The 25,587-nt window shown below is 40.6% G+C and carries 26 protein-coding genes; 23 read left to right on the forward strand and 3 right to left on the reverse strand.

What is annotated here, in order from left to right; genetic code table 11:
- The first annotated feature begins 116 nt into the window (after positions 1-116).
- Both VKA52_RS19550 and VKA52_RS19555 read left to right on the forward strand, forming a co-directional pair.
- Positions 117-356: an indolepyruvate ferredoxin oxidoreductase subunit alpha gene (locus VKA52_RS19550; protein ID WP_089652514.1), complete on the forward strand. Its 240-nt coding sequence runs from the start codon at positions 117-119 to the stop codon at positions 354-356.
- Positions 357-658: 302 nt separating this feature from the next.
- On the forward strand, positions 659-1,399 hold the full coding sequence (locus VKA52_RS19555) for an SDR family oxidoreductase (protein ID WP_326316916.1): 741 nt from the start codon (positions 659-661) through the stop codon (positions 1,397-1,399).
- A gap of 36 nt (positions 1,400-1,435) precedes the next feature.
- Here the strand turns inward: VKA52_RS19555 and VKA52_RS19560 are convergent, their stop codons facing one another.
- Positions 1,436-1,711 (reverse strand): acylphosphatase, encoded by a 276-nt coding sequence (locus tag VKA52_RS19560; RefSeq protein WP_326316917.1) that lies wholly within the window; start codon positions 1,709-1,711, stop codon positions 1,436-1,438.
- Between the two features lie 75 nt (positions 1,712-1,786).
- On the opposite strand from VKA52_RS19560, the gene VKA52_RS19565 reads away from it, so the two are divergent.
- The 16 genes from VKA52_RS19565 to VKA52_RS19640 all read left to right on the forward strand — a co-directional run bounded on the left by VKA52_RS19565 (position 1,787) and on the right by VKA52_RS19640 (position 18,821).
- Positions 1,787-2,746, forward strand: a complete 960-nt coding sequence (locus VKA52_RS19565; protein ID WP_326316918.1) for a P1 family peptidase — start codon at positions 1,787-1,789, stop codon at positions 2,744-2,746.
- 16 nt (positions 2,747-2,762) lie between these two features.
- Positions 2,763-3,644, forward strand: a complete 882-nt coding sequence (locus VKA52_RS19570) for a gamma-glutamylcyclotransferase (protein WP_326316919.1) — start codon at positions 2,763-2,765, stop codon at positions 3,642-3,644.
- Complete coding sequence (locus VKA52_RS19575) at positions 3,632-4,465, forward strand: alpha/beta hydrolase (protein WP_326316920.1); 834 nt, start codon at positions 3,632-3,634, stop codon at positions 4,463-4,465. Before VKA52_RS19570 ends, VKA52_RS19575 begins: the two co-directional genes overlap by 13 nt.
- Positions 4,462-5,511, forward strand: coding sequence for a C45 family autoproteolytic acyltransferase/hydolase (locus VKA52_RS19580; RefSeq protein ID WP_160913429.1), 1,050 nt, complete (start codon positions 4,462-4,464; stop codon positions 5,509-5,511). The genes VKA52_RS19575 and VKA52_RS19580 overlap by 4 nt, the downstream gene beginning before the upstream one ends.
- 75 nt (positions 5,512-5,586) lie before the next feature.
- Positions 5,587-9,174, forward strand: a complete 3,588-nt coding sequence (locus VKA52_RS19585; protein WP_326316921.1) for a dynamin family protein — start codon at positions 5,587-5,589, stop codon at positions 9,172-9,174.
- 155 nt (positions 9,175-9,329) lie between these two features.
- A complete protein-coding gene (locus tag VKA52_RS19590; protein WP_160913425.1) occupies positions 9,330-9,827 on the forward strand; it encodes a superoxide dismutase family protein in 498 nt (165 codons plus the stop codon).
- 251 nt (positions 9,828-10,078) lie between these two features.
- Positions 10,079-10,279 carry a cold-shock protein gene (locus VKA52_RS19595; RefSeq protein WP_027954344.1) on the forward strand — a complete coding sequence of 67 codons (201 nt, stop codon included), beginning with the start codon at positions 10,079-10,081 and terminating at the stop codon, positions 10,277-10,279.
- A 77-nt stretch (positions 10,280-10,356) separates the two neighbouring features.
- The gene (locus VKA52_RS19600; protein ID WP_089652505.1) at positions 10,357-10,569 is read left to right on the forward strand and encodes a cold-shock protein; all 213 of its coding nucleotides are present in this window, start codon (positions 10,357-10,359) and stop codon (positions 10,567-10,569) included.
- Positions 10,570-10,629: 60 nt separating this feature from the next.
- Positions 10,630-11,970 carry a DUF2252 domain-containing protein gene (locus tag VKA52_RS19605; RefSeq protein WP_160913423.1) on the forward strand — a complete coding sequence of 447 codons (1,341 nt, stop codon included), beginning with the start codon at positions 10,630-10,632 and terminating at the stop codon, positions 11,968-11,970.
- 81 nt (positions 11,971-12,051) lie between these two features.
- Positions 12,052-13,668: an ABC-F family ATP-binding cassette domain-containing protein gene (locus VKA52_RS19610; protein ID WP_160913421.1), complete on the forward strand. Its 1,617-nt coding sequence runs from the start codon at positions 12,052-12,054 to the stop codon at positions 13,666-13,668.
- Positions 13,669-13,996: 328 nt separating this feature from the next.
- Positions 13,997-14,815: a 3D domain-containing protein gene (locus VKA52_RS19615; RefSeq protein WP_160913419.1), complete on the forward strand. Its 819-nt coding sequence runs from the start codon at positions 13,997-13,999 to the stop codon at positions 14,813-14,815.
- Positions 14,816-14,941: 126 nt separating this feature from the next.
- Complete coding sequence (locus tag VKA52_RS19620; RefSeq protein ID WP_326316922.1) at positions 14,942-15,940, forward strand: zinc-binding dehydrogenase; 999 nt, start codon at positions 14,942-14,944, stop codon at positions 15,938-15,940.
- A gap of 139 nt (positions 15,941-16,079) precedes the next feature.
- Complete coding sequence (locus VKA52_RS19625) at positions 16,080-16,466, forward strand: helix-turn-helix transcriptional regulator (protein ID WP_237417461.1); 387 nt, start codon at positions 16,080-16,082, stop codon at positions 16,464-16,466.
- A gap of 18 nt (positions 16,467-16,484) precedes the next feature.
- Positions 16,485-17,477, forward strand: coding sequence for an LLM class flavin-dependent oxidoreductase (locus VKA52_RS19630; protein ID WP_326316923.1), 993 nt, complete (start codon positions 16,485-16,487; stop codon positions 17,475-17,477).
- 268 nt (positions 17,478-17,745) lie between these two features.
- A complete protein-coding gene (locus VKA52_RS19635; protein WP_008640034.1) occupies positions 17,746-17,832 on the forward strand; it encodes a YjcZ family sporulation protein in 87 nt (28 codons plus the stop codon).
- A gap of 116 nt (positions 17,833-17,948) precedes the next feature.
- Positions 17,949-18,821 carry a CvfB family protein gene (locus VKA52_RS19640; protein WP_326316924.1) on the forward strand — a complete coding sequence of 291 codons (873 nt, stop codon included), beginning with the start codon at positions 17,949-17,951 and terminating at the stop codon, positions 18,819-18,821.
- Between the two features lie 83 nt (positions 18,822-18,904).
- Here VKA52_RS19640 and VKA52_RS19645 read toward each other — a convergent pair whose 3' ends face one another.
- Positions 18,905-19,393, reverse strand: coding sequence for a YusW family protein (locus tag VKA52_RS19645; RefSeq protein ID WP_326316925.1), 489 nt, complete (start codon positions 19,391-19,393; stop codon positions 18,905-18,907).
- A 152-nt stretch (positions 19,394-19,545) separates the two neighbouring features.
- Here VKA52_RS19645 and msrB point away from each other — a divergent pair, with 152 nt between their 5' ends.
- The 4 genes from msrB (at position 19,546) to VKA52_RS19665 (ending at position 23,172) form a co-directional block, all read left to right on the forward strand.
- Entirely contained in the window at positions 19,546-20,130 is a 585-nt protein-coding gene (msrB, locus tag VKA52_RS19650) for a peptide-methionine (R)-S-oxide reductase MsrB (RefSeq protein WP_326316926.1), read from the forward strand.
- Between the two features lie 122 nt (positions 20,131-20,252).
- A complete protein-coding gene (locus VKA52_RS19655) occupies positions 20,253-21,224 on the forward strand; it encodes an ABC transporter substrate-binding protein (protein WP_326316927.1) in 972 nt (323 codons plus the stop codon).
- Between the two features lie 150 nt (positions 21,225-21,374).
- Positions 21,375-21,929 (forward strand): nitroreductase family protein, encoded by a 555-nt coding sequence (locus tag VKA52_RS19660; protein WP_160913404.1) that lies wholly within the window; start codon positions 21,375-21,377, stop codon positions 21,927-21,929.
- A gap of 307 nt (positions 21,930-22,236) precedes the next feature.
- On the forward strand, positions 22,237-23,172 hold the full coding sequence (locus VKA52_RS19665) for an exonuclease domain-containing protein (protein WP_160913402.1): 936 nt from the start codon (positions 22,237-22,239) through the stop codon (positions 23,170-23,172).
- Between the two features lie 13 nt (positions 23,173-23,185).
- Here the strand turns inward: VKA52_RS19665 and VKA52_RS19670 are convergent, their stop codons facing one another.
- A complete protein-coding gene (locus VKA52_RS19670; protein ID WP_326316928.1) occupies positions 23,186-23,725 on the reverse strand; it encodes a YiiX/YebB-like N1pC/P60 family cysteine hydrolase in 540 nt (179 codons plus the stop codon).
- Between the two features lie 264 nt (positions 23,726-23,989).
- On the opposite strand from VKA52_RS19670, the gene VKA52_RS19675 reads away from it, so the two are divergent.
- On the forward strand, positions 23,990-24,976 hold the full coding sequence (locus tag VKA52_RS19675) for a potassium channel family protein (protein WP_160913399.1): 987 nt from the start codon (positions 23,990-23,992) through the stop codon (positions 24,974-24,976).
- Positions 24,977-25,587: the final 611 nt, after the last annotated feature.

Below are 25,587 nucleotides of genomic sequence, written 5' to 3' on the forward strand. Positions count from 1 at the left end.
GGAATTGCGATTTTTTATCAAAATCGTTATAGTATATTGTGGTGTTTATCTTAGCCGGTAAGGGTGAATAGTATTTTATAAGCACACGAAATTCTATAAAAGGAGGAGAAATAGATATGGCATTTGTAATCACATCCCCTTGTAAAGATGAAAAAGCTGGTGAATGCGTGGATGTGTGCCCAGTTGATTGTATCGAAGAAGGGAAAGATATGTTTTATATCGACCCTGCGATTTGCATAGATTGTGGTGCGTGTGAAGCGGTGTGTCCAGTTGAAGCGATTTATATCGAAGACGAGGTACCAGAAGAAGAAACTCCATACATCGAGATTAACCGTAAGTTCTTTGAAGAACAATAAGTATCATAACCAGACCGTCTCTTAACCTAAGAGGCGGTCTTTTTTATACCAGCCTTTCTTTGTTCCCTAAAGATAGTTTTTGTTGAAGAATTACTTTCAAGAGATCCCTGTAGTAAAAGAGGTAGAGGGAGTGGTTTGATGTAGCAGCCAACCGTCCAAAAGCACATCTGAATCAAAGATTTCATTTGCTTAATATCTGGAAGGGTAAAGCCCTCATCAGGGGTCAGTTGGTTCTTGTGTGAATATTTTTTCTTTATGCAGGGTAGATAGAAAAGGAATCATAACAAGGGAGGACATAAATTATGACAAAACTAAAAAACCAGACAGCGATTATAACAGGGGCAAGCAGCGGCATCGGCAAAGCCATTGCTCATCATTTAGCGGATGAAGGTGCAAATGTCGTATTAGCCGCCCGAAGAGCAGAGAAGTTAAATGAATTAGCAGAGGAAATTACTGAACAATACAATGTAGAAGCGAAAGTAATAGAAACAGATGTAACGAAACGAGAGGATGTTGAGAAGCTTGTTTCCGAAACGAAATCAGCGTTCAACACGGTGGACCTCTTCATCAATAATGCAGGAGTCATGTTGCTCTCCTTCTTAAAGAATGATCATGTAGATGAATGGGAGCAGATGGTCGATGTCAATATTAAAGGGGTGTTGTATGGCATCCATGCAAGTCTTCCTACAATGATTGAACAGGAGTCCGGCCATATCGTCAATGTTTCTTCCGTTGCGGGACATGAAGTCTTTCCATCCAGTACCGTTTACAGCGCGACAAAATATGCTGTGAAAGCCCTATCGATGGGTATGGAAAAAGAACTCTCGAAATCAGGTGTACGTGTAACCAATGTTTCTCCTGGGGCAGTGGATACGGAGCTTACCGACCACATTACCGACGGAGATGTCATTGAAATGTTCAAAAACCGTAGTATGGACCCTCTGGAAGCGGATGACATTGCCCGCGCCGTTTCCTATGCTGTGACCCAGCCTTCTTATGTGAATGTAAATGAAGTCATTGTTCGTCCAATGCATCAAAAGTAAAAAGAAAAAAAGATGACCGCAGGGATGCGGTCATCTTCATTGTACAACTTTAAATTTTTTATAATGGTTGATTATATCCTTATTCTTCACGTCGAGAGCTTCGACTTTACTAAAAGGTGTAGGACCTTCATCGATTTTTTTTATAAACTCTTGTAGTTTCCCATGCTCCCCTTCCGCTTCAATAAGAACGGTGCCGTCAGGTTGGTTTTTCACCCATCCTGAAATACCTATTTGTTCAGCGATTTGTTTGGTAGCTGCACGGAAACCGACGCCTTGAACATGGCCGTGTACGGTTATTTGATTGTTTTCCATTCTTACACCTCCTCATCTATCCTCTTGTTTCCCCACAAATAGAATACAGCAAACCTTTAGAAGGAGTGGTTTTAAGTGAAGGAGATTGAAATTACTGATATAGAAGGATTCTTTTTTGGACAAAAAGAAAGTGAAGATCATCACACAGGGTGTACAGTCATCCTGAATAAAGCGGGGGCCACGGCAGGTGTCGATGTCCGGGGCGGTGCTCCTGGTACACGAGAGACCGATGCGTTGAAATCCGAAAACCTCGTCGACCATATTCACGGCGTATTTCTGGCTGGAGGCAGTGCTTTTGGTCTTGAGGTCGGTACAGGAGTAATGAAATATTTGGAAGAGGCGGGAGTCGGTTTTGATGTCGGAGTAACTCGAGTTCCCATTGTACCTGGGGCAATTTTGTTTGACTTAAGAGAGGACGGCCAGGACATGCGCCCGGATGCTACAATGGGGTATGAAGCTGCAGCATCTGCTTTTCATCATTCCCATTTAAAACAGGGGAATTTCGGAGCAGGTGCAGGGGCGACCGTCGGAAAAGGAAAAGGACCTTCTTTCAGTATGAAAGGTGGGTTAGGGTACTCTGCCATTCAAATCGGAAACGTGAAAGTGGGAGCTGTCGTCGCCGTTAATTGTTTTGGTGATGTCGTCAACCCGGAAACCGGTCAAATAATCGCCGGTATGCAGAAAAAGGGAACCTTCTTAAATAGTGAAGATGTGATGATGGATGAAGTTTTGGAAGGGAGGACGAACCGTTTTCGAGGGAATACGACCATTGGTGCGGTCGTTACAAATGCAATTGTAGATAAACCAGCAGCAAATAAACTGGCGGCCATGTCCCATGACGGACTTGCACGCACCATTCGTCCTTCCCATACGTTTGTGGATGGCGATACATTGTTTTTTATGGGATCAGGAAAAATTTCCTGTGATTATAACAGCCTTGGTGTCATGGCTGTAAGAGCGGTGGAAACAGCCGTACAAAACGCAGTGATTCATGCAAGATCTACGAAGAACTTTTTATCAGCTAAAGATCTGTAGTAGGAGGAACAATGGAATGAACGTTTTTGTTTACGGTTCTCTATGCAAAAACCAGGAGAATCATCATTTTATGAAAGAAGCAACATGTCTCTCAGAACAAGCTTTTGTGAAAGGAAAGTTATATACTGGCCATTCTTATTATCCGCTTTTAGTGAAGAGTGAAGAGGAGATTACTTATGGAGAATTATACGAGATTCCCTCGTCATTACTGAAGGAGTTGGATCAGTTAGAAGGCTATTCTACTCTTTCGGAGGACCCTTATTTTGTACGTGAGAGGAGTGAAGTTTCCACACCTCATGGAGTTTCTGAAGCGTTTGTCTATTACTGGCCCCGTGAAGCTAAAGGTGAAGCTGTCCATAATCACGATTGGAAGGTCCATCGCTATATTCAAAAAGATCGCCTTCATTATTTTGCCTATGGTTCATGTATGGACAATTCCAGGCTATGCGACCACGGAGTAGACCATCTCTTTACATCTATTAAAGGAAAGGGAGAGCTCAATGGATACAGGCTCGCCTTTTCCACTCATTTTGAAGACGGTTCAAGAGCCGATATTACTGAACATCCCGGGGATCACGTAGAAGGGGTGGTCTATGAAGTTGGAAAGGAGGCACGCGAATATTTATATCAAAGAGAAGGGGTGGAAACGAGAGTCTATAGACCAACGATTGTTCATGTGACTGGAGACGATGGAATCACCTTTCAGGCTCTTTCGTTCACTGTCATAGAAAAGAAAGCGGAGATTGCACCTCCCTTCCATTATGCAGAAGAAATTCATCGCGGAGGGTTGAAATACCTCTCTGAGAACTACATGAAATCCATAGAATATAAATTCATGGAAGAATGGAAAGTGCCTGAGTTTAAAACGTACTTGCAAAGAAAGGGATGGAGACAATGACAGACGCCAAGTGGTCTGGTTATATGACAAGAGATTTCACACGTTTGCAATATACAGTCCTCAAGGAGAGACCATCATCCAAAGAAGCCATTATTATGGTCCATGGAATCACCGCTGAGTATCATCATCATGAAGCGTTTGCTGATCAATGTCTCCGTGAAGCTGACATTTATTTTCCTGTATTAAGGGGATACGATCAGAGTCCAAGGAGAGGGGACCTTGAATATATAGGCCAGTATGATGACGATTTATTTGATTTCATTCATTTCATTGAAAAGAAAGGCTATGAAAAAATCACCCTGGCCGGACACTCCATGGGATGCGCGAACTTGTTAAGGTTGATTAAAAAAAACAACAGTGCAGCGAGCGAATACTTATTTATCGCTCCCTTTTTTCATCCTACTCTGCCTGTCTACCATGATGATGCGACAGAGCAGTCTACCGATCGAACCGATGTTGATTATACGGTGTTCGACAAAAAAGTCATGCTACTCATGACTTTGTATAAGATGAATATCCATCGGTTCAATAATCGGACAGTTGCGGAAATTCCGGATGAGTTTAATAAAAGTGAAAAACTAACGCTGAGCTTCCGCCTCCTCATCTCAAGGTTTCTCGAAAAAATCCCTTCCCATTTATTGACTGATATAAAAGATCGAGTGTCCATTTATGTGGGGAGTGAGGATGAGGTTCTCTTACACGACAAGTTCAAACGGTATGTGAAGGAGCAGTGGAATGTTGAGGTCGACATCATTCAAGGAGTCGATCACAACCATATCCTCCATCATCCCGAGCTGCATAAGATGTGGGCAGGAAAATGAAACCTTTTTTTTCTCAGCTGATCGCTTTTCGCGGTCGACATGATGACTTCGGGTACGTACAAGGAGAGCGTTTAAAACGTACGCTGTTGTATAAACATCATGAACAAAGACGAAAACGCTCAAAGCTTCGCTATGATGTTGACATTAAAGTAGTTAAGGAACAAATGGACTTTTATTGCAAAGGTCTCTTTGAAGAGCTTAGAGGCCTTGCTGAAGGATTACAGTGGCCGCTGGCTGAAGTCATTCATGAATACAGTGGGTATCAGCAGGATTGGGAAGGTTCGGGCTGTTCCATTTTAACGGGAAACGGATATTTTGCGAGAAATTATGATTACCACCCCACAACGTATGAGGGGCGCTTAGTTTTGTTTCAACCCAAGGATGGATATGCAAGCATCGGACCATCACAGCGGATTATAGGACGCACTGACGGCATGAACGAACATGGTCTGTGTATTGGGTATAATTTCGTGAACAGAATTCATCCCGGAGACGGCTTTATATGTTGTTTACTGACACGAATGGTCTTAGAAACATGTAAAACGACCAGGGAAGCGGTTCACCTTTTAAAAAAACTTCCTCATAGACACTCGTTTAACTATGTCGTTTTTGATGCGGGAGGCACGTCTAAAATCATTGAAGGGTCTCCTCGAGGGGTTAGTGTAAAGGAGGGGACGGCTTGTACCAATCATTTCACTGAAATGGCTAAGGAAAACCGCAGGCATCTATCAGACACACACGAGAGACTGGATGACCTCAAAAGCCGTCAAGCCTATGTTCTTAATGGATTAGAGGCTTTTCATTTATTAAATGATTCTTACGGACCCATCTTTTCTCATGGCTATAAACAATGGAGCGGTACCATTCACACAGCCTGCTACAGTCCTGCATCATTGACTCTTCATTTTGGACTCGGTGGAGATACGGTACCATCCAGGATCTCATTTAAGGATTGGCTGAATGGGAGCCCTTCTCTTCCTGGTAGGATTCATGGGGCATTGGATACGGATGAAACGATTCCCTATATGGATACTCCATCGTTTTAAGTATCTCCCCCTTGAGTAAACACAGCTCTTAAGAGTAGAATGAGGGAGGATATTGTACGGCAAAGGAGACAAGACATGAGCCATTTGACAGATCTAAGCATTGATAAAATTCAGAATTTATACGCTTTTTTAAAAGATCAAGGGGATGAAGACCAAAAAGAGAAAGTATTGGATTTGTATGAAAAATTGATTCAAGAAGAAATGATCATCGGCTTTGCTGGTCATTTTTCAGCTGGAAAGTCGACACTGATCAATACATTATTAGAAAATGATCTTCTCCCTTCAAGCCCTATTCCCACCAGTGCGAATATTGTCCGCTTGAAGACAGGCGATCCTTATACGCTTGTCTATTTCCAGGATGGATCGATCGTCCGTTATGATGCAGAGATTGATCTTGGAACCATCAAGGCGCTCTGTAAAGATGGAGAGAAAATTACTGGACTTGAAATCTCACAACCAGGAAAGTCCCTGCCTTCCCATGTGTCGATTGTCGATACACCCGGGGTGGATTCAACGAATGACGCCGATCGGTTGATCACTGAATCCTCTCTTCATTTAATGGATTACATGTATTATGTCATGGATTATAACCATGTACAGTCTGAAGTGAACCTCACGTTCTTACTGGAAATGCAAAGACGTCAGACGCCTTTTTCCGTAGTCATCAACCAGGTGGATAAACATGTAGAACGAGAACTTTCCTTTGAAGCCTATCAAAAAACAGTAACAAACGCCTTTGAGAAGTGGGGCATCTCTCCTGAAGAAATCTATTTTACATCTTTAAGAGATTATTCTCTTCCTTTCAATGAGTTTCAAACGTTGAAGAAGGATTTCCGTACGCTTTTCTCATCCTCCCAATTGGAGAGACAAGCGGATACACAGGTGAAGTGGCTCGCTGAAGAAGCGGTGAGGCAGTATTCGGATCTTATTGAAAATGAGATGGCCCAACTTCGAGAAGAAAAGGAAAAATGGGAAGAAACGATCAAACAAAGCCCTTTTCATCTTAAAGAGCTTGAAGAACAGCAAGTTCTTTATGAAAAGGCGGAAGCAGATTTTCAGGAAAGAGTCAGTCAATTCATATCAAACGCTTATCTTATGCCGAGCTCCCTCCGTGAATATGCGGAGGCTTATTTAGAGTCGGTACAACCGGACTTTAAGGTAGGTATTCTGTTTACACAAAAGAAAACAGAAGAAGAACGGTTGGCAAGAGAGGAAGCGTTTTATAAGAAGCTTACAGAGTCTGTGGAGAAAAACCTGTACTGGCCACTTCGTGAACGAATGGTTCAGCTGATGGAACATTATTCAGTGAGCGATGAGAACCTGCTTGAAAAGGTTCAAAAAGAGGCTTTTCATTACCCGAAGGAACGCTTACATGCTCTTGTCGAACGAGGCGCGTCTGTCACGGGTTCCTATGTTTTACGCTATACCGATGATGTGGCCAAAGATATCCAAAAGGAAACGAGACGCTTCATACAAGAATGGAAGCAATTATTCCTTCGGGCTATAGCGTCCAGTCAACAAGCAATGGCAGATCAGCACAGAGAAGTATTTGAAGCGGCTGATAACATACAGGAAATAGATAAACAATTGGAAATACTGAATGAAAGGATTAAAAACTACCGTCACCACCTAGATGAGTATCTGGAAAAAGGTAGGTCGGAAGAAAATGCTGCAGGGATCCGTGAATCCTGGAAGCAACGAAAAGAGAAACTCGTTCATAAAAATGTGGATGAAATTCGGATTGAATCATCGGCCGTTGAAGAAGAAGACCTTCCGCCTCATCCCGCGCCTTCTAAAAACAGTGGTTCTTCCATTGAAGAGGCCCTGCACAGGGCGGATGAAACGCTGGAAAACATCCATTCCCTGGAAGGGACTAAGCGCTTATATAGTCAATTGAAGAAAAAACGGGACCGCCTGGATGACAGGTATTTTACGATTGCCTTATTTGGAGCATTCAGTGCAGGAAAATCCAGTTTTGCTAACGCTTTGCTTGGAGATTTGGTGCTCCCTGTTTCGCCTAATCCGACGACAGCGACGATCAATAAAATTTCGCCACCCCGCTCAGATAAGAAAGATCGGTCCATTGACGCTTATATTAAGACAGAAGAAGAGATGTTTGAAGATTTATCTCCCATTCTTGAATCCCTTAATCTCAGCGCTTCCACATTAGAAGATGTTCATGCGAAAACTAAAAGCTTGAATGAAACGGACTGGCAGCCGCTTGACCATAAGAAACATTCGTTCTTACGCGCTTTCATAGACGGTTATCCGAGTATGAAAAACAATCTAGGGAAACGCATCGATGTCTCATGGGATGAATTTTCTTCGTATGTTTCCAAAGAAGAGAAATCCTGTTTCATCGAATCTATGGAACTTTTCTATGACTGTCCGTGGACGCAAGAGGGAGTGACTCTCGTCGATACACCCGGAGCAGATTCTGTCAATGCGCGTCATACAGATGTGAGTTTTGAATACATCAAGGATTCGGATGCGGTTTTATTTGTTACCTATTACAATCATCCATTCTCCTATGCTGATCAAGCCTTCCTTAAGCAATTAGGCCGTGTGAAGGATAGTTTCAGTCTGGATAAGATGTTTTTCCTTATTAATGCAGCTGATTTGGCCTCATCCGAAGAGGAACGAAAACAGGTGGAAAGTTATGTGAAAGGTCAATTGAACGAATTTCAAATTCGTCACCCTAAACTTTTCTCCCTCTCAAGTTTGCAAGCTCTGGAAGAGAAGATGGGAGGAGCGGAAAAGGATTCAGGTATTCAAGCTTTTGAAGAAAGCTTTCACTCTTTCCTGCATGAAGACCTTTCAGAGATCATGATTCATGCAATCAATGAGGATATTAAGAGTGTCAGACAGGTGCTTGAGAACTTCATCGCTGCAAGTAAACTGAACGACCAAGAGCGCCTTGAAGAAATAGAAAAGAGTAAAAAAGAACACCACCATATCTCTGAAAGTCTTCAAAAGAATTTCGACCAGGGTGCAGAAGATGCCATACAGAACAAAGCCAATAAACAGATTCACTTTGTTCATGAACGAATGATGCTTAATTTCAATGATTTGTTCAAGCGGCACTTCAATCCAGCAACCATTCAGAACCAAGGAGACGAAAAGGAGTCATTGAAAGTGGCTCAGAAACAGCTTCTTGAGGAATTGAGTTTTGAAATGCTTCAGGAAGTCAAAGCGGTTTGCGTGCGTATGGAGCACTTCATGGACCAGTTAGTGAATCAAACCAAAGAGCGTATCGAAAGTGAGCTATACAAAATTCGTCCCACTCTTCAACTGTCAGGGATAGAAGAAGGAAGCTTTCCTCTCCCTATTCTCAGTGGGGAAGTTGACATTCATGAGAAAGAAAAAGCGCAACTGCGTAAATTGTTCAGAAATCCTAAAGCTTTCTTTGAAAGAAATGAGAAGGAAGACATGCGGGAATCGATGTCAGCCATCCTTACTATTGAATTGAAAAAACAATTGGATGCGCTTGAATCTCTAGTCGTCGATCATTATACAGAGTTGTGGAAAAGAAGATACATGGAATGTATGAACATATGGAAAGAAGATGCAGCGGATCACTTTATACAGATTCAGTCTCATCTTGAACGACCAGAAAACGTCAAGGATCTTGAAAGGGTCCTTTCAAAAATTCCAAAGTTCTAAATGAGTCCATTCGCACATAAGGTAATACATCAGCATCCCCCTCTTCTAAGGATTTCTTCCTCCTCCTCGGAACAGGGGGATTTGTTGTGCCACTGCTATTGGTATGAAGGGGAAGCGGAGGTCAGCATCATAAAAAGTAAGGAGGATTTTATTCATTGTATATCCAAAACGGTCCGTACAGACAAACGTATGCTTCTGAAACGGCGCAGGCAAAATTTTTAAGCAGTCCACTTGCTCCTAATCTGAAAGGAACCATCCAATTTTACCAAATGCCCTACGGGGTCGAAATTTTCGTCCAGGTAGAAGGACTGCCTGACTTTAAGAAAACAAAAAACGGCAAACAGGTTGGACCTCATGGATTTCACATTCATGAAAAAGGGGTATGCGAAATTGGGGATGGCAAAGACCCTTTCGTCTCTGCAGGTGGTCACTGGAATCCAGACGATCAGCCGCATGGGAATCATGCAGGCGACTTTCCTGTGTTGTTTTCCAATCAAGGAAGAGCAAGGATGATTTTTTTTACGGATCGCTTTAAGGTGAAAGACATCATTGGAAAATCAGTAATTATCCATGAAGGACCTGATGACTACCAGTCCCAGCCAAGCGGAAACGCAGGGAAACGAATCGCATGTGCCATTATAGAAAGTTCTTGACGGAATGGAATAATTCGCCTTCTCACTGTATATACTAGTCGTGTAACGGTTAATCGCGCGCTCTGCTTGACTTCACCGGTGAGTCATAGTATAGTGTATAAAAGGATAAAATTTACCAATATTCAGAAGTTCGCACTTCCAATCACCTATTATAAAGAGTGATCAATCTTATTGGTACTTTTTATAATATGTGATTTTTTCTTTATTGCAAAACGCATATTAATTTTTGAAACATTGGAGGATCCATCCCTATGAAAACAGGTACAGTGAAGTGGTTTAACGCGGAAAAAGGTTTTGGTTTTATCGAGGTTGAAGGTGAAGATGATGTATTTGTACACTTCAGCGCGATCAACGAAGAAGGCTTCAAGTCTCTAGAAGAAGGTCAAGCTGTAGAGTTTGAAGTGACAGAAGGCAATCGCGGACCACAAGCTGCAAACGTCACGAAACTATAATAAAAAATAGAAAGAGACTGGCTTTTGAAGGTCAGTCTCTTTTATATCATGACATTCTAAAGGGGGGGGCTACGCCGATGGCTTTCGGAAAGAAAAATCAGGCTGAGATTAAAGAAGAAGATACAAAGATTTGGGTTTGTACTTCCGAGGACTGTAACTGTTGGATGAGAGACAACTTCAGAACCAATAATAATAAGAAGTGTCCAATGTGCGGAAGTGATATGGAAGAAGAAAACAAAGTACTGCAAGTTGTAGAGAACAATAGTTTGTACTATAAAGCAGAGTCATAATAAAAAAAGCGATTGCTTCTAAGGCAATCGCTTTTTCTTATATTCAAGGGAGGGTAGATGATGGACCCAAAAATAAAACAGATGCGTGAAACCAAACAACGATTGAGAAAGGATTCGCTTTCTACCGTTTTAGACAAGTTTGATGAGGATTTAATGGGATTGACGGAGAAAGAGCGTAAAAAGAAGTACAGTAAAATGAAAGAAGATCCGTACAGCTTTTTTAGAGGAAGTGCCTATTTGTTCTTTCATGATACGACAGAGCTGCCATTTACCTTCCATACACCGGCGGACAGACCGACATGGATCATGGGAGATTTACATTTCAATAATTTCAGTGTCTTCCAAAATGAAAACAAAGAGATTGTCTTCGATGTGGATGACTTCGATGAAGGTTATCTTGGGTCTTATCTTTATGACGTCTTAAGGATGGTCGTTAGTATTCGCCTGATGATGAACTCCCTTTCATATGATGAGGAGGCTAAGGATGAGATGGTTCAGCGATATTTGAAAACCTACGTAAAACAAATGCAAGCCTATCATGATCGTGAATTAAGTCCTGAAAAAGTTCAATTCACGAAAGAATCCACAAAAGGGCCTGTCAAAAAAGCGATAAAAAAAGCGGAGCAAAGAAGCTTGTCACACGAACTGGAAAAGCAGACCATCATCAACCATGATTCCATACGATCTTTTGATATAGGGAAGGACAAGCTGACTTCTGTTCCTAAACACGAGAGACGATTGTTAGAAAGAGCGTGGGACGACTATTATCATTCGCTGGATGGAAAGAAAAAGAAGGCGAAGGATTATTACCGGATCAAAGATGTAGTCAAAAAGACAGGAGCGGGAATTGGATCGACTGGTTTGAAAAGGTATTACATTCTTATTGAAGGCTCATGTAATGAGGACCATGAGGATGATATCATCCTTGAAGCAAAAGAAGCACGAACCCCAATACCTGCTTATTTCTTTCCCTATGATGAGACATTTTGGAATGATCACAAACATCAGGGAAGGAGAGTCATTCACACGCAACAGGCGATGCACCACCTTTCCGATCCTTTTCTCGGCTTTTTCACCATGGATGGAAAGGATTTTTATGTGCGGGAACGCTCTCCCTTTTCCAAAGATGTGAAAGAGAAGCATTTACTCGAGCTTAAGTCTGTCAAAAAGACAGTAAAGATAATGGCTAAAGTGAGTGCGAAAATCCATGCAAGGGCTGATGTGGATATTGCTGAAGGTGTACTTGACTATCATAGTGAAGACAGCATCATGGAAGCGGTTGGGTCAGAGAAGAAGAGGTTCCGCCAGCAACTCTGTGTCTGGGCCGACCATTATGAGAAAAAGGTATATGAAGACTATGATTTATTTCTTGAGTGGGGTAGAGAACGCGGATATTTTTAATCTTGCCGACGGCTATCATACAACGCTGAAGAATGATATAATTTCTATGGTAAAGAAACGAGAGTACTGGAGGATTATCACATGTTAACAGTAAACAATGTAAGTCTTCGATTCGGCGACCAAAAGTTGTTTGAAGACGTAAATATAAAATTCACACCGGGGAATTGCTATGGCCTCATTGGTGCGAACGGTGCAGGCAAATCTACATTCTTGAAGATTCTGAGCGGTGAGATCGAGGCGCAGACTGGTGATGTAAGTTTGAAAAAAGACCAGCGTTTGGCCGTCTTGAAACAGAACCACTTCGAATATGATGAATATCAAGTGCTTGAAACCGTTATTATGGGTCATACACGTCTATATGAAGTGATGAAAGAAAAAGATGCCATCTATATGAAAGGCGATTTCTCAGAAGAAGATGGCATGCGTGCGGCGGAACTGGAAGGCGAATTCGCTGAAATGAATGGATGGGAAGCGGATTCTGACGCTGCCCGTCTATTAAAAGGTTTAGGCATTGGGGAAGACCTCCATGATAAGAAGATGAGTGAACTGCAAGGATCAGAGAAAGTGAAGATTCTACTTGCACAAGCGCTTTTCGGAAACCCGGATGTCCTTCTTCTCGATGAGCCGACCAACCACCTGGACATTAAAGCGATCCAATGGCTGGAAGACTTCTTGATTGATTTTGAGAATACAGTCATTGTGGTTTCCCACGACCGTCACTTCCTGAACAATGTCTGTACACATATCGCAGACCTTGACTTTGGAAAAATCCAGGTTTATGTCGGAAACTATGACTTCTGGTATGAGTCCAGTCAATTAGCGCAAAAAATGGCTTCCGAACAGAATAAGAAAAAAGAAGAGAAAATTAAGGATTTGAAAGAGTTCATTGCACGTTTCAGTGCCAACGCCTCCAAATCCAAACAAGCGACTTCCCGTAAGAAACTGCTCGATAAAATTACGCTGGATGATATTCAACCATCTTCCAGAAAGTATCCTTATATTGCATTCAATGCGGAACGTGAAATTGGTAATGACTTGCTGACAGTTGAAAACCTTTCGAAAACGGTAGATGGTGAGAAAGTATTGGACAATGTCAGCTTCACCCTTAATAAAGACGATAAAGTGGCCCTTGTGGGATCAAACGAAGTAGCAAAAACGACTCTTTTCCAGATCCTTATGGGAGAGGTTGAGCCGGACGAGGGAACCTATAAATGGGGTGTAACGACATCTCAAAGCTACTTCCCTAAAGACAACTCGGAATTCTTCGAAGGTTCGAATTTAAATCTTGTCGAGTGGCTTCGTCAGTATTCACCAGAAGATGAAACAGAAACGTTCCTGCGCAGCTTCCTTGGACGTATGCTGTTCTCCGGAGAAGAAGCGCTTAAGAAAGCGAATGTCCTTTCAGGTGGAGAGAAAGTGCGTTGTATGCTTTCTAAAATGATGCTTTCTCAAGCAAACGTTCTTCTTTTGGATGAACCGACCAACCACCTCGATCTTGAGTCCATCACATCCTTGAACAAAGGATTGATCAATTTCAAAGGTTCGGTCATTTTTGCTTCCCACGACCATGAATTCATTCAGACCATTGCTAATCGTATTATTGAAATTACGCCTAATGGAAAGATTGTCAATAAAGAAATGACGTATGATGAGTTCTTGAATGACCCGGAAGTTCAAAAGCAAGTAGCAGCTAAATAAGGATGAGACAAAAGCACAGATTCCAGTGGATCTGTGCTTTTTTTCGCTAGAATATGTTTTTTTCTATCATTTTCGGGTAAAAAAATCTATGAATAGGCAAACCTCCGCTTTGTTGAATGTTGACGAAGGGTAGCAGAAGAAGGGCATTTTTGGCCGTTTCGCGGTACAAATGCTCCTTTTGTAATGGCTGTGAAACATGGATGTTATGTTTGCAACTAAACTGTTGCTTGTTTGTTCTTAATTTATCCTGAGATTCTGTTAATCTTGTAATTGTGAACGGATCACCTAAATACATAGGGATCGACCAATCAAGAGGAGGCAGAATTTCATGAAAAAAACTGTATTTTCTGTTGTAGCAACTGTCGCATTAACGGGAGCATTCGCCACTACGGCAAGTGCCCACGAAACGGAATATAAAATCAATCAAGGGGATACACTTTGGGGAATTTCCCAAAAATATGACGTCACTGTTCAGAACTTGAAAGCATGGAATGGTTTACAATCAAATTTAATTTATCCTAACCAAACATTAACAGTAGCAGGCGAGTCTAAATCCAGCACACCTTCTTCTACTACGTCTTCCAACACATCCACTTACACAGTGAAGTCTGGAGACACGTTGTACGCCATTTCTCAAAAATTCAATATCTCAGTGGATCAACTGATGGCGTGGAACAACCTGACTTCCACCCTCATTCATCCTGGCGACCAGTTCAAAGTTGATGGACAGGCTGTACAAACATCAGCTCCGAGCTCAAACAGCAGCTCAAGCAATAGTTCCAGCAGTAATTCCAGCAATAGCACATCAACAGCAACTCAAACAAGCACAAGTCAGGATACAAGTAACGATGTAATTAAAGAATTTACCGCTGAAGCCACAGCTTATACGGCTTATTGCACAGGGTGCAGTGGTGTCACAGCTACCGGAATTGACCTGCGTGCGAACCCAGACCAAAAAGTTATCGCTGTAGACCCGAATGTCATTCCACTTGGCTCTAAAGTATATGTCGAAGGTTATGGAACTGCAATCGCTGGAGATACCGGCGGTGCCATCAACGGCAACCGTATTGATGTTTTCATGCCTTCCCGTGAAGATGCTCTTGACTTCGGTAGAAAAACGGTTAAAGTCCAAGTACTCGTTGACTAATTTTATAATCGTAAAAAAACTCCTTTCTGTGGATGCAGAAAGGAGTTTTTTAGTGCGGTTTATTTTGAGTTCCAAGCACTTATTGATAGACTAAAGACAATTGTAATAGGAAGGGAGAAGGTAAGCATGAGAGCAATTGTTCACGAAGGAAAAGAGGGGCTGGAAGGTTTGAAAGTAAGCGAGATACCGGAGGCACAAATCAGAGACAATGAAGTAAGAGTAAAAGTACATACAGCAGGAATGAACCGGAGAGATTTGGCAGTAGTTACGAAACGTCATAAAGCGGATGACCCTGCTTTAATACCCGGTTCAGATGCATCGGGTACTGTAGAAACCGTAGGGAAGAACGTCACCAAGTTTCGAAAAGGAGACGAGGTCATTGTCAATCCTGGTCTTGGCTGGCAGAGAAACAGTGATGCCCCTCCTGAAGGATTTGAAATTGTCGGTCTTCCTGATCATGGGACCTTTGCAGAATATTACACGTGTACAGAGGATCATCTTGAGCAAAAACCAGAGCATTTGTCTTTTGAAGAAGCAGGTGTGCTTCCCCTAGCGGCATTGACTGCTTATCGAGCCTTGTTTACAAGAGGGAATCTACGAGCGGATCAAACAATCATGCTGCCGGGCATTGGCAGTGGAGTCCTTACCTTTTGCCTGAAGTTTGCGAAAGCGATCGGGGCACGAGTCATTGTGACCTCCCGATCAGAAAGTAAACAAGAGGAAGCCTTGAAGCTTGGAGCAGATGTAGCTATTTCAACAGAAGAAGACTGGAAGAAAGCGTTGGCATCTGAACAAGTCGACTTGCTTATTGAAACGATTGGGAACGCCACTTTCAATAAATCATTGGAAATTGTACGCAAGGGAGGAACCATTGTCACGTTCGGTTCTACAACAGAGGATGAAGTGACCATCAACATCCGTCAATTCTTTTATGGACAGTACAACTTGCTTGGATCGACGATGGGGAGTGCAGAGGAATTGCGGGAGATGCTTCGTTTTATTAGTGAATACAAAATAAAACCACAAGTAGATAAGATATTTACAATGGATCAGTATAAAGAAGCTTTTGAATACATTCAGGACTCTAAAAATTTCGGGAAAATTGCCTTTCAAGTATGTAAATAAGTTCTACTTCAAACTTAGTAGTAACTCCGAATAAAAAATAAAAAAACAACATCTAAGCGAACGAATGTGCGTATGATTGGACAATTCATCCATCTTTTGTTGTAAAATGATAGAAAGACCATTTTATGACAAGGGGTGGATGATTTTGTCTCATAAAAACAATCCGAAACGATTCGCTTTAAACATGAGTGCCGCGCAATTTACGAAGTTTTATATCATGCACCTGTTACAAGTTCATCAGCCAATGATCAGTGAACACTTTAAAGCAGAGTTCAAAAAACTTACGAAAAATTGGATACCCGCACCTTCTACATTACTTGATACCCTACATGAAATGACAGAGCAAGGATTATTATACCGTAAGGAAGATTACAAATCACATGATAAGAAAAGACAAAAAGTGTACTGGTATTATCTTACGGATGACGGCAAAGAAGAATTTGATGTATTAAAGAAACGATATAAATTGTTATTTGAAGAACAGATGCAAATACTAAAACAAATTATGGCCGATGTATACAGATAAAGGAAAGGTGAGCTGTCATTGAAATTAAGTGTGCTTGATCAAAGCCCGATATCCGAGGGAGAGGCTGCTCAAAAAGCGTTACAACAATCAGTGGAATTAGCTAAATACACAGAAAAATTAGGATTTCATAGATATTGGGTGGCTGAGCATCACAATACTAATGGTCTGGCCAGTACGTCTCCTGAGATACTTATATCCATGATTGCCCAATCAACAACAACCATACGGGTCGGTTCCGGTGGTGTCTTACTTCCACAGTACAGCCCACTGAAAGTAGCCGAAAATTTCCGTATGCTTGAAGCTTTTTTTCCTGGAAGAATAGATCTTGGACTGGGCCGTTCCCCAGGTGGTGGGCCAAAGACAAGGCTCGCCCTCACTGATGGTTTTGAAAAGCCACTCAGTTCTTTTTCCAGGCAAGTGAAAGAGCTGAAACAATTTTTACAACAAACCACTCCTAAAGATGACCGATTCTATGGAGTAAAAGCACGTCCGAATACGGAACATCAACCGGATCTATGGGTACTCGGTTTGACTGAGCGAGGCGCTAAACATGCAGCACTAAACGGAACAGGCTTCACTTTTGGTCACTTCATCAACCCTGATCACGGAAGGGCATCCATAGCTACCTATAGAGAGCGATTCAAAGACTCGGATATGAACGAACCAATGGTTAATGTTTGTATATTTGTTGTTTGTGGAGAAACAGAAGAAGAGGCAGAGGAGCTTGCAAAAAGCCAGGATCTCTGGTTACTTCGTGTGGAAAAAGGTCTTGATACACGTGTACCTTCTTTGGAGGCGGCCAAAAATTATTCTTATACGGAAGAAGAAATGGAGAAGATTAGCAAAAATAGAAGACGTTGCATCATAGGAAACCCAGACCAGGTGAAAACTCAATTGGAAGAACTGTCTGAATACTATGGTACAGACGAGTTTTTGATCATTACAAATATATTCGATTTTGAGGAAAAGAAAAAATCCTATAATAGAATCGCTCAATTGTTCCAGGATTAGTAAAACTAAAGTAAAGCTATGCTCTCAATTGAAAAAACTCAGTAACGCGATAAGCAGGACTTTCTGCCATATTAAGAAAAAGCTATGATTCGAAAACGATTCATTACCCGCCTCCTCCGCTTCAAACATACAAACTTGAGTCTACAATAATCCTGACTTTTACTCCAATCAATAATCCACAGATCCGCCTAATCAATAGTGGGCTCAGCCTTTCACCCATACCGATTCCAGCCATGCTTCATATATAGAAGTAAAGGGGGGAATTGGAATGAGTAAAGGATATGGTGGAGGCTTTGCGCTAATCGTTGTTTTGTTTATTCTCCTTATTATTGTAGGAGCTTCTTGGTGGTATTAATCACTACAAAGCGTGGCACTTGCCGCGCTTTTTCAATTATTATAAATCACCGTTTTAAAATGAATCGATGTAAGCTATAATAAATATCATTACGTCACGAAAAAGGATGAAATTACATGAAAGATGTCAATATATTGGGAACAATCCAACAAGGAAAGATAAAAAAGAAAATTACAGAAGGCTTCATCGTCCATATCCAAAATGAAGAATTTGTACTTGCGGACGAAGATGTAACAGAAGAGATTGAATTGGATGAAAGCAGAGACATGTTCATTTATGAAAATAAAAAAGGACAAGCTTCTGCGACCATGGAAATTCCTGAGGTTACCAAAGATACTTATGGCTGGTCTGAAGTCGTAGAAGTCGTTCCGAATATGGGCGTCTTTGTAGATATTGGTCTAAATAATAAGGATATTCTTGTTTCCTCTGATCATTTACCTCTTCTAAAAACCGTCTGGCCAAAAGAGGGGGATCACTTATTTGTCAGTCTGGAACTAGATAAAAAAGGCCGGCTTTTGGCAGAACCTATTTCTGAACAAGAAGTCATGGATGATTTGGAACCTGCTCAGAAAGAAATACTTGGACAAGAAGTGACCGCGCGTGTTTACCGAGCTACCAAAGCAGGTTCAACGGTATTAACTGGAGAAGGATACCGAGGATTCGTCCACCCAAGTGAAAGAAAAGAAGAGCCAAGACTTGGAGAGACAATTACAGCCAGGGTCATTGATGTGAAAGAAGATGGGACAATCAACCTTTCTCTTCGCCCTCTAAAACAAGAGGGGATGAAAGAAGATGCAGAGGTTATCTATGAATATTTAGAAGAAAACGATGGTGTCATGTTCCTTCATGATAAAAGTGATCCAGAAGATATACGAAAAACCTTCAAAATTAGTAAGGCAGCATTCAAACGAGCCCTTGGACAATTGATGAAAGAAAGAAAAATCATTCAAGAGAATGGAAAAACCGTGATCAACCACGATCGCACTTAAAACTTAGTAGTAACTCCGAAACTATATAAAAAATAAAACAAGCACCTAAGGATTTTAACAAAGGTGCTTGTTTTTTTTATCTTTTAATCCTCATACTCAGCTTCTACGCCGTTGCTGTAGATCACCCTCAACGTAAATTCTTTATATGTGTCATCAAGGCCAAAAACCTGTATAACATCTTCAATCACTTCTTGTTCAGATGAATCTTCATCAAAACTGAGTTCCATAAAATGAGGAGATAGTTGATCAAGAGCTTTTTCTCCTGAGATCTTTTCTTCACCGATTTCATGAATAACAGCACGGGTATGAGATTCATTCGAAACGTACTGAATTTCATAGGAAAGTGTATCTACATAATCAATTTCCAAATCAAATTGTTTGAACGGAAGAGCTTTTCTCGCTTTATCCACTTTCTCATTCGTATCATAATTCATATCATTGATTGAATCGTTGGTAGGGGGCGTAGATAATTGTTGTTGCTCATAATTCATCTTTTGCTCTTCATTCGTATCAGCCATACATCCACTTATGAGGATGAGGCTTACCGCCAGTATTGAGGTTACAGTTTTCATTTATCATCCCTCCATTCATATCCTTTTCTTAGGATTGACGAAAATCACTGATTTCATAACTCTGTTTATGTAGGATGAGCATTGAAATTACTTGAGCATAAGCTCGCATGGTAAAATGAAATTGTAAATTCTTTTTTTAGGGAGGAGAAGGAATGAAAAAAATGACAGCTGTAGCAATCAGCATTCTATTACTATTGAGTGTCGGCGTCCTTTTCTTTTTCAATAAGAATTCTGGAGCTTCTATAACAAGTGATTCTGAAACTGGGAAGAAAATAGAGTTATATAACGGTGAGGTTGTTGAATATTCTGAGCAAGAATTAAAAAGCAAACTGACAGATATCCAATATGAAGTCACACAAGAAGACGGGACAGAAAAAGCTTTTGATAACGCCTACTGGGACAATAAGAAAGAGGGGATTTATGTAGACATTCTCTCAGGAGAGCCTTTGTTCAGCTCTACAGATAAATATAAATCGGGTACAGGATGGCCAAGCTTTACAAAACCCATCCTGGAGGAAAACATCACGACTAAGGATGATCCAGGGATATTCGGCATGAGAACAGAAGTAAGAAGTCAACAGGGGAATAATCATCTTGGACACGTATTTGAAGACGGACCAGAACCGACGGGATTGAGATACTGTATGAATAGTGCAGCTATGGATTTTATTCCAAAGCAGGAGATGAAGAAACGTGGTTACAGTGAGTTTTTATATTTGTTTAAAGAAGAAGGGTGAATTCATCCTTCTTTTTTATTGCTATTGATAATGAATCTCATTGACGGAGAACACATATTCCTTTACAATGTTATTGATAATGATAATCTTTATCAATTAATTTAGCGAAAGGAAGTTTTCTTATGAAGAGATGGCAGATGCTATCAATATTACTGTTTGTTCTTCTCTTAACAGCATGTGGAGAAGAGGTATCGAATGAAGGAGCTACATCTTCTAATTCCTCAAGCTCAGAAGAAACAAGAACGATTAAAGGAAGCACAGGAGAAGTAGAAATTGAAGGGGTACCGGAACGAGTGGTCGTTTTAGAGTGGTCCTATGTTGAGCATTTGCTGCCCTTACATATTCAGCCCGTTGGAGTAGCAGATAAAGAGGGATACAACAAGTGGGTTAATGTAGGTGAGCCGCTTGCAGATGAAGTGGAGGATGTCGGTACGCGTTCTGAACCGAACTTTGAAGCCATTTCTCGACTGAATCCTGATTTAATCATAGGTGCTAAATACCGACACGAAGGATTTGAAGAGCAATTGAATGAGATTGCTCCTACTATCATGTTTGCACCGTATTCCGAGGAAGGTGCAAGTGATCAGTATCAACACCTAAAAGATGAGTTTAAAACAATGGGCAAGATCTTCAAAAAAGAAGAAGGAGCTGAAAAATACCTAACACAAATGGAACAAAGAATGACCGAATTGGGTGAAGGAATTGGCAACGCTCGTCAAGTGGATGCGGTTGTAACCCAAGCCTTTACTTCTCAAAACACTCCTACAATGAGGTTATTTACCGACAATTCCGTAATAGCTGGCGTACTCAATCAAATGGGGATCAATAATGCTGTTAAAACCGAACAACCTGAAATTTATGGGTTTATGAATTCTGATGTAGAGTCCCTTCAAAATTATCAAGATTCTCATTTCTTCTACCTTGTTCAGGATGACGATCCTATTTTTGATAATTTGGAGGACAACCCCGCTTGGACGAATTTAAACTTTGTAGAAGAAAACCGTACGTATAAGCTTCCGGGAGATATGGGTACCTTTGCCGGTCCTCTTTCAGCAGAACGTTTTGCAGAAGAAATTGCTGGGAATTTAAAGTAAGAGATTCAAGAAGCTACCTTTTTCAAGGTAGCTTTTTTGTGTGTGCACCAAGTAGTTAAGAGTCACGTATTAAAGAATAAAGCCTTGACAAAATCATTGAGAACGATTATCATTACCGTAAATAAAACTTTAGATACGTAGGTGAGAGGTATGGAACAGACAAAAACAGAATTAGCAAGAATTATTCGTGAGCGTCGCTCGGTGAAGAGTGGATACTTAGATAAAGAGGTACCTACAGAACTGGTTACTGAACTGTTAGACGATGCGAGATGGGCACCCACACACGGTTTACGTGAACCTTGGAGATTCATTTTCATTCCTTCTCACGAAAAAGAAGAATTCGTGGAATCTCTTGTACAAACATTTCCTCGAGACATGCAGGAAAACCGTAGAAACTACTTCAGCCAGCCGGCGGCTTTTCTTATAGCAATCATGAACGAAGACCCTCGCCAAAAGCAGTGGGAAGAAAATTTCGGTGCCATCAGCAGCATGCTTCAAAACTTCCAACTGCTGGCTTGGGAACGTGAATTAGGTGTATGTTGGAAAACCAACCCTCAAATCCACGAACCGAAAGTCCGTGATCTTTTAGGCGTTCAACCTGGAGAAAAAATTGTAGGTTTTATTCATATGGGCTTCTTTGAGCAGCAGCCAAAGCAGAAAAAACGGACACCTATTGAAGAAAAATTAACGATTTATAAAAATTAACGACATGCATATTAAACAAAAAGACGCCGGGTTCGGCGTCTTTTATTTAATCTTTATACTTGGCATCGTAGGCGATTAAAACAACACTCAATTGTGTTTCAAGCTCTTTTACCTTTTGCAGTTTTTCTTTCGGCAGTTCTGCATAATCAAAAGCCATCTTTAGACGCCTCCTTGGGTACTATCTTTTGCTTTTCAAACGAGGAATATTCCGTCATTAGATTAATTTTGAAAGGCAAGCCTTTACAATAGACGAGCCAATGGTCGCCCATTTATTATAAAGATAAGACTATAAATAAAGGAGATCGACATGAATTTTGTAGCTCTTGATTTTGAGACAGCAAATGCTTCAAGAGGTTCTGTTTGTTCCATTGGTATGGTGGAATATGAGCAGGGCCGTATAAAAAGAGAATATTACAGGTTAGTGAAACCACAGAAAAACTATTTCGCTCCTATCAATATCCGTGTACACGGCATAACTAAAAGCGACGTTCAGGACGCTGAGGAGTTTGATGTGTTATGGGAGCGCGAGATCAGGTCTTGGCTGGAAGGGAAGTTTGTCGTTGCTCATAATGCTCAGTTCGATATGGGGGTGCTGCGTGCGGTTTTAGATCAATACAACCTAAGCTACCCGATGCTTGCCTATAATTGCACCGTCAATATATCCAAGAAAACGTGGCAGCTGCCGAGATACAAGTTGAACATTGTCTCCAGTCATCTTGGTTTTACATTCAGTCACCACCATGCGTTAGAAGACGCGAAAGCTTCTGCGCATATCCTTATGTCAGCGAAAGAAGAACTTGGAGCAACTGATGCTAAGGACCTTATAGAAAAGACAGGGACAACGAATGGGATGATGTTTGATGGGGGCTATGAGCCTGCAAGAATAAATAAGAAGAAACGGGTTAAAAAAGTACATCCCTCTTCCTATGTAGCAGCAACCCAACAGTTTGATCCCAGACACCCTTTTTATAATGCGGCTATTGTATTCACTGGAAAGTTAAAAGAAATGAAAAGGGATGAAGCTAGCCAAAAAGTCGTTGATTTAGGTGCACAACTTCATACTTCGATTGAATCCAATACAAACTTTGTAGTTGTTGGCGAACAAACGTTCGAAGGATATAAAAATGGCAAAAAAACAAGTAAACTCGAGAGAGCAGAAACACTGCTAAGCCAGGGATATCCCATTGAAATTATTTCAGAATCCGATTTCCATCAATATTTAACACGCTCATCCAATAGATAAGGATGAGCGTGTTTTATTTCTTAAATAGATACCTGCGATCTTTTAACCGCTCAGGATGGACAGATTTTGCATAAGGAGAAACCTTACCCAAATTGACACCTGCACCAAATTGGTAAGCTTGCCACACGATCTTTGTACAATATTGCTCCACGTTCGTCCTGCCTATAGGCGTCCATATTTTATAGGTGGCCATAGGGTTCTCTTTTTGAAGCTTTACCGCGTAATCAGCAGCAGCCTCTCCAGATTTAGTATCAAGGGCTGAATAGATGCGTATATTGCTGAATTTGTTGAAATAAGCTTCCATTTGATTTTGTATGACTCCTGAAGGAATGGAATGAATGACTGTATTATTTTTGGTTACAATCCCAACATGTCCTATATAACGCGATTCTTTTTTTCCTATTGGAGAAAACAGCAAATCCCCTAGTATAATGGTTAGGTTTGTACCTGGATAAAGGTGTTCATGTTCTTGTTTCAGAGGTGCAAGGACTTTCTTGGGCTTTATCATCCATGCGAAAAATAAAGTACTTATAAAAAGAAACAATTTCTTCATATACATCTTCCTTTGTCTACTTATATCTTTATCCTAGCTAAAATTTCAGAAAAAAACAAAGAGGAAGTGCTATTTTCCACACCCAAGAACATATGTTCGATTCTGAGGGGTGCTTACGAACAATTCGAACAGGATTCAGTTGAATCGCTTTTTACAATCATGACAAATCGTCAAAATTAAATGTTGCGAAGTGGGATTCTTACTAAGAATATTGGTATGATTGAGAAGTAGGTCTAATCTCAGGGTCTCAGAAGAGGTGAGTTAATGGAATACAGAAAAATTGTGGTTTCGATTATCCTCTTGCACATTTTAATATCCCTAGGAATCTTCGGGTATATGTTTTTCGAACAATTGGCATTCTTTGATTCCTTATGGCTGACCATTGTATCCGTGTTAACTATTGGTTATGGAGACATTTCGCCGGAATCAACAGGAGGAAAAATCCTTACCTTAGTCTTAATTCCGAGTGCCATAAGTCTGACAACTTACATGTTAGCTCAACTGGCAGGCGCCATTATAGGCGGTAAACTATCAAGTGAAGTGAGGAAGAGGAGAATGAGATTAAAGATACAAGATCTGCATCAACATATTATATTGTGTGGTTACGGCCGCGTGGGACAGCAGGTTTTTCAACAATTACGGCATGAGAATCAACCATTGGTTGTTATTGAGAATGATGAGAATGTCATAAATGAATTACCTGAAGATGTCCTATACGTTAAAGGAAACGCCACGGAGGATCGTGTATTGATTCAGGCTGGCGTTGACAGGGCTAAGGGTATGATTGTCACTCTTCCTGATGATGCAGATAACGTTTTTATAACTTTGACAGTAAAAGGGATGAATCCGTCTCTTTATACAGTTGTTAGAGCAGAAAGAGATTTTTCAGAAGAAAAGCTTTATCGAGCAGGAGCCGATAAAGTGATCAACACCTCCAATATAGGAGGAAAACGTATGGCAACGGCGATTACAAAACCGGTAAGCGTTGATTACGTTGAAACAATTCTCCATGACACCCTCAATGATTACAACATTGAAGAAATTCACATTCCTAAAGATTCGCCATTATTGAATCAAACATTAAAAGAATCGGATATAAGAAGAATTTATGGTGTTAATATCGTTGCAATAAAACGGAAGGACAGAATTATAAGTAATCCAGAAGGAGACGAAACGTTTCAAGAGAATGATTTGTTAATTGTTTTCGCAACTTCTGAACAATTGAAGCGTTTCGAGAAAGCAGCGATCTGATTGAACAAAGAAGCAGCTTTTCAGTGTGAAACAACCGTTAATCAGATCGCTGCATATTTGTATGAAAAACAACTGAGTCAAAATAGGATAACGAAGTTTTAGAACAGGTTCTTAGAAACGCTTATTCTTTTTATTCAATTAAGATTTGAGGGCGTAGGGGATCCTGGAATAAAAGAGGTTAAGTATGATCAATAGACTATGTATTTTTATTTTTAATTCTAGTTTACATAATATTTATTATACTGAGTCATTTGAGAAATGAATATTTCATCTCAATTATTAAGTATACTTATGATACTGAGACAAAATAAAAAAATGAACGGATATCAACATGAACTTTTTAGGATCTTGATTGGTTGCACTAATGATTTATTATAAACACATTTGTATCACCAAAAAATTATGACTTTCTTAACGGCTGTAATTTTCTTTAATGAATCTACACCGAAGCTTTTTAAACTTTTGAACTGACTTTTTAATATCCAGCGTAAAAATTTATTAGACCTTACTTTTTCTTTGTCCTCAAAAACTGGTTCATTAGAATATTTTCTAAACTAACATGATGACTATCTAACATTTATGTTCAGTGTCTCTCATTTATTTGAATGTTA

This window comes from Halobacillus sp. HZG1 (assembly GCF_035818575.1).
In the GTDB taxonomy this organism is placed as follows: domain Bacteria; phylum Bacillota; class Bacilli; order Bacillales; family Halobacillaceae; genus Halobacillus; species Halobacillus litoralis.

Bases quoted from the DNA above. Each gene is read 5' to 3' on its own strand.
- VKA52_RS19550 (WP_089652514.1), top strand. From the start codon at position 117: ATGGCATTTGTAATCACATCCCCTTGTAAAGATGAAAAAGCTGGTGAA.
- VKA52_RS19555 (WP_326316916.1), top strand. From the start codon at position 659: ATGACAAAACTAAAAAACCAGACAGCGATTATAACAGGGGCAAGCAGC.
- VKA52_RS19560 (WP_326316917.1), bottom strand. From the start codon at position 1,711: ATGGAAAACAATCAAATAACCGTACACGGCCATGTTCAAGGCGTCGGT.
- VKA52_RS19570 (WP_326316919.1), top strand. From the start codon at position 2,763: ATGAACGTTTTTGTTTACGGTTCTCTATGCAAAAACCAGGAGAATCAT.
- VKA52_RS19575 (WP_326316920.1), top strand. From the start codon at position 3,632: ATGGAGACAATGACAGACGCCAAGTGGTCTGGTTATATGACAAGAGAT.
- VKA52_RS19580 (WP_160913429.1), top strand. From the start codon at position 4,462: ATGAAACCTTTTTTTTCTCAGCTGATCGCTTTTCGCGGTCGACATGAT.
- VKA52_RS19585 (WP_326316921.1), top strand. From the start codon at position 5,587: ATGAGCCATTTGACAGATCTAAGCATTGATAAAATTCAGAATTTATAC.
- VKA52_RS19595 (WP_027954344.1), top strand. From the start codon at position 10,079: ATGAAAACAGGTACAGTGAAGTGGTTTAACGCGGAAAAAGGTTTTGGT.
- VKA52_RS19600 (WP_089652505.1), top strand. From the start codon at position 10,357: ATGGCTTTCGGAAAGAAAAATCAGGCTGAGATTAAAGAAGAAGATACA.
- VKA52_RS19605 (WP_160913423.1), top strand. From the start codon at position 10,630: ATGGACCCAAAAATAAAACAGATGCGTGAAACCAAACAACGATTGAGA.
- VKA52_RS19610 (WP_160913421.1), top strand. From the start codon at position 12,052: ATGTTAACAGTAAACAATGTAAGTCTTCGATTCGGCGACCAAAAGTTG.
- VKA52_RS19615 (WP_160913419.1), top strand. From the start codon at position 13,997: ATGAAAAAAACTGTATTTTCTGTTGTAGCAACTGTCGCATTAACGGGA.
- VKA52_RS19620 (WP_326316922.1), top strand. From the start codon at position 14,942: ATGAGAGCAATTGTTCACGAAGGAAAAGAGGGGCTGGAAGGTTTGAAA.
- VKA52_RS19625 (WP_237417461.1), top strand. From the start codon at position 16,080: ATGATTTTGTCTCATAAAAACAATCCGAAACGATTCGCTTTAAACATG.
- VKA52_RS19635 (WP_008640034.1), top strand. From the start codon at position 17,746: ATGAGTAAAGGATATGGTGGAGGCTTTGCGCTAATCGTTGTTTTGTTT.
- VKA52_RS19640 (WP_326316924.1), top strand. From the start codon at position 17,949: ATGAAAGATGTCAATATATTGGGAACAATCCAACAAGGAAAGATAAAA.
- VKA52_RS19645 (WP_326316925.1), bottom strand. From the start codon at position 19,393: ATGAAAACTGTAACCTCAATACTGGCGGTAAGCCTCATCCTCATAAGT.
- msrB (WP_326316926.1), top strand. From the start codon at position 19,546: ATGAAAAAAATGACAGCTGTAGCAATCAGCATTCTATTACTATTGAGT.
- VKA52_RS19655 (WP_326316927.1), top strand. From the start codon at position 20,253: ATGAAGAGATGGCAGATGCTATCAATATTACTGTTTGTTCTTCTCTTA.
- VKA52_RS19660 (WP_160913404.1), top strand. From the start codon at position 21,375: ATGGAACAGACAAAAACAGAATTAGCAAGAATTATTCGTGAGCGTCGC.
- VKA52_RS19665 (WP_160913402.1), top strand. From the start codon at position 22,237: ATGAATTTTGTAGCTCTTGATTTTGAGACAGCAAATGCTTCAAGAGGT.
- VKA52_RS19670 (WP_326316928.1), bottom strand. From the start codon at position 23,725: ATGAAGAAATTGTTTCTTTTTATAAGTACTTTATTTTTCGCATGGATG.
- VKA52_RS19675 (WP_160913399.1), top strand. From the start codon at position 23,990: ATGGAATACAGAAAAATTGTGGTTTCGATTATCCTCTTGCACATTTTA.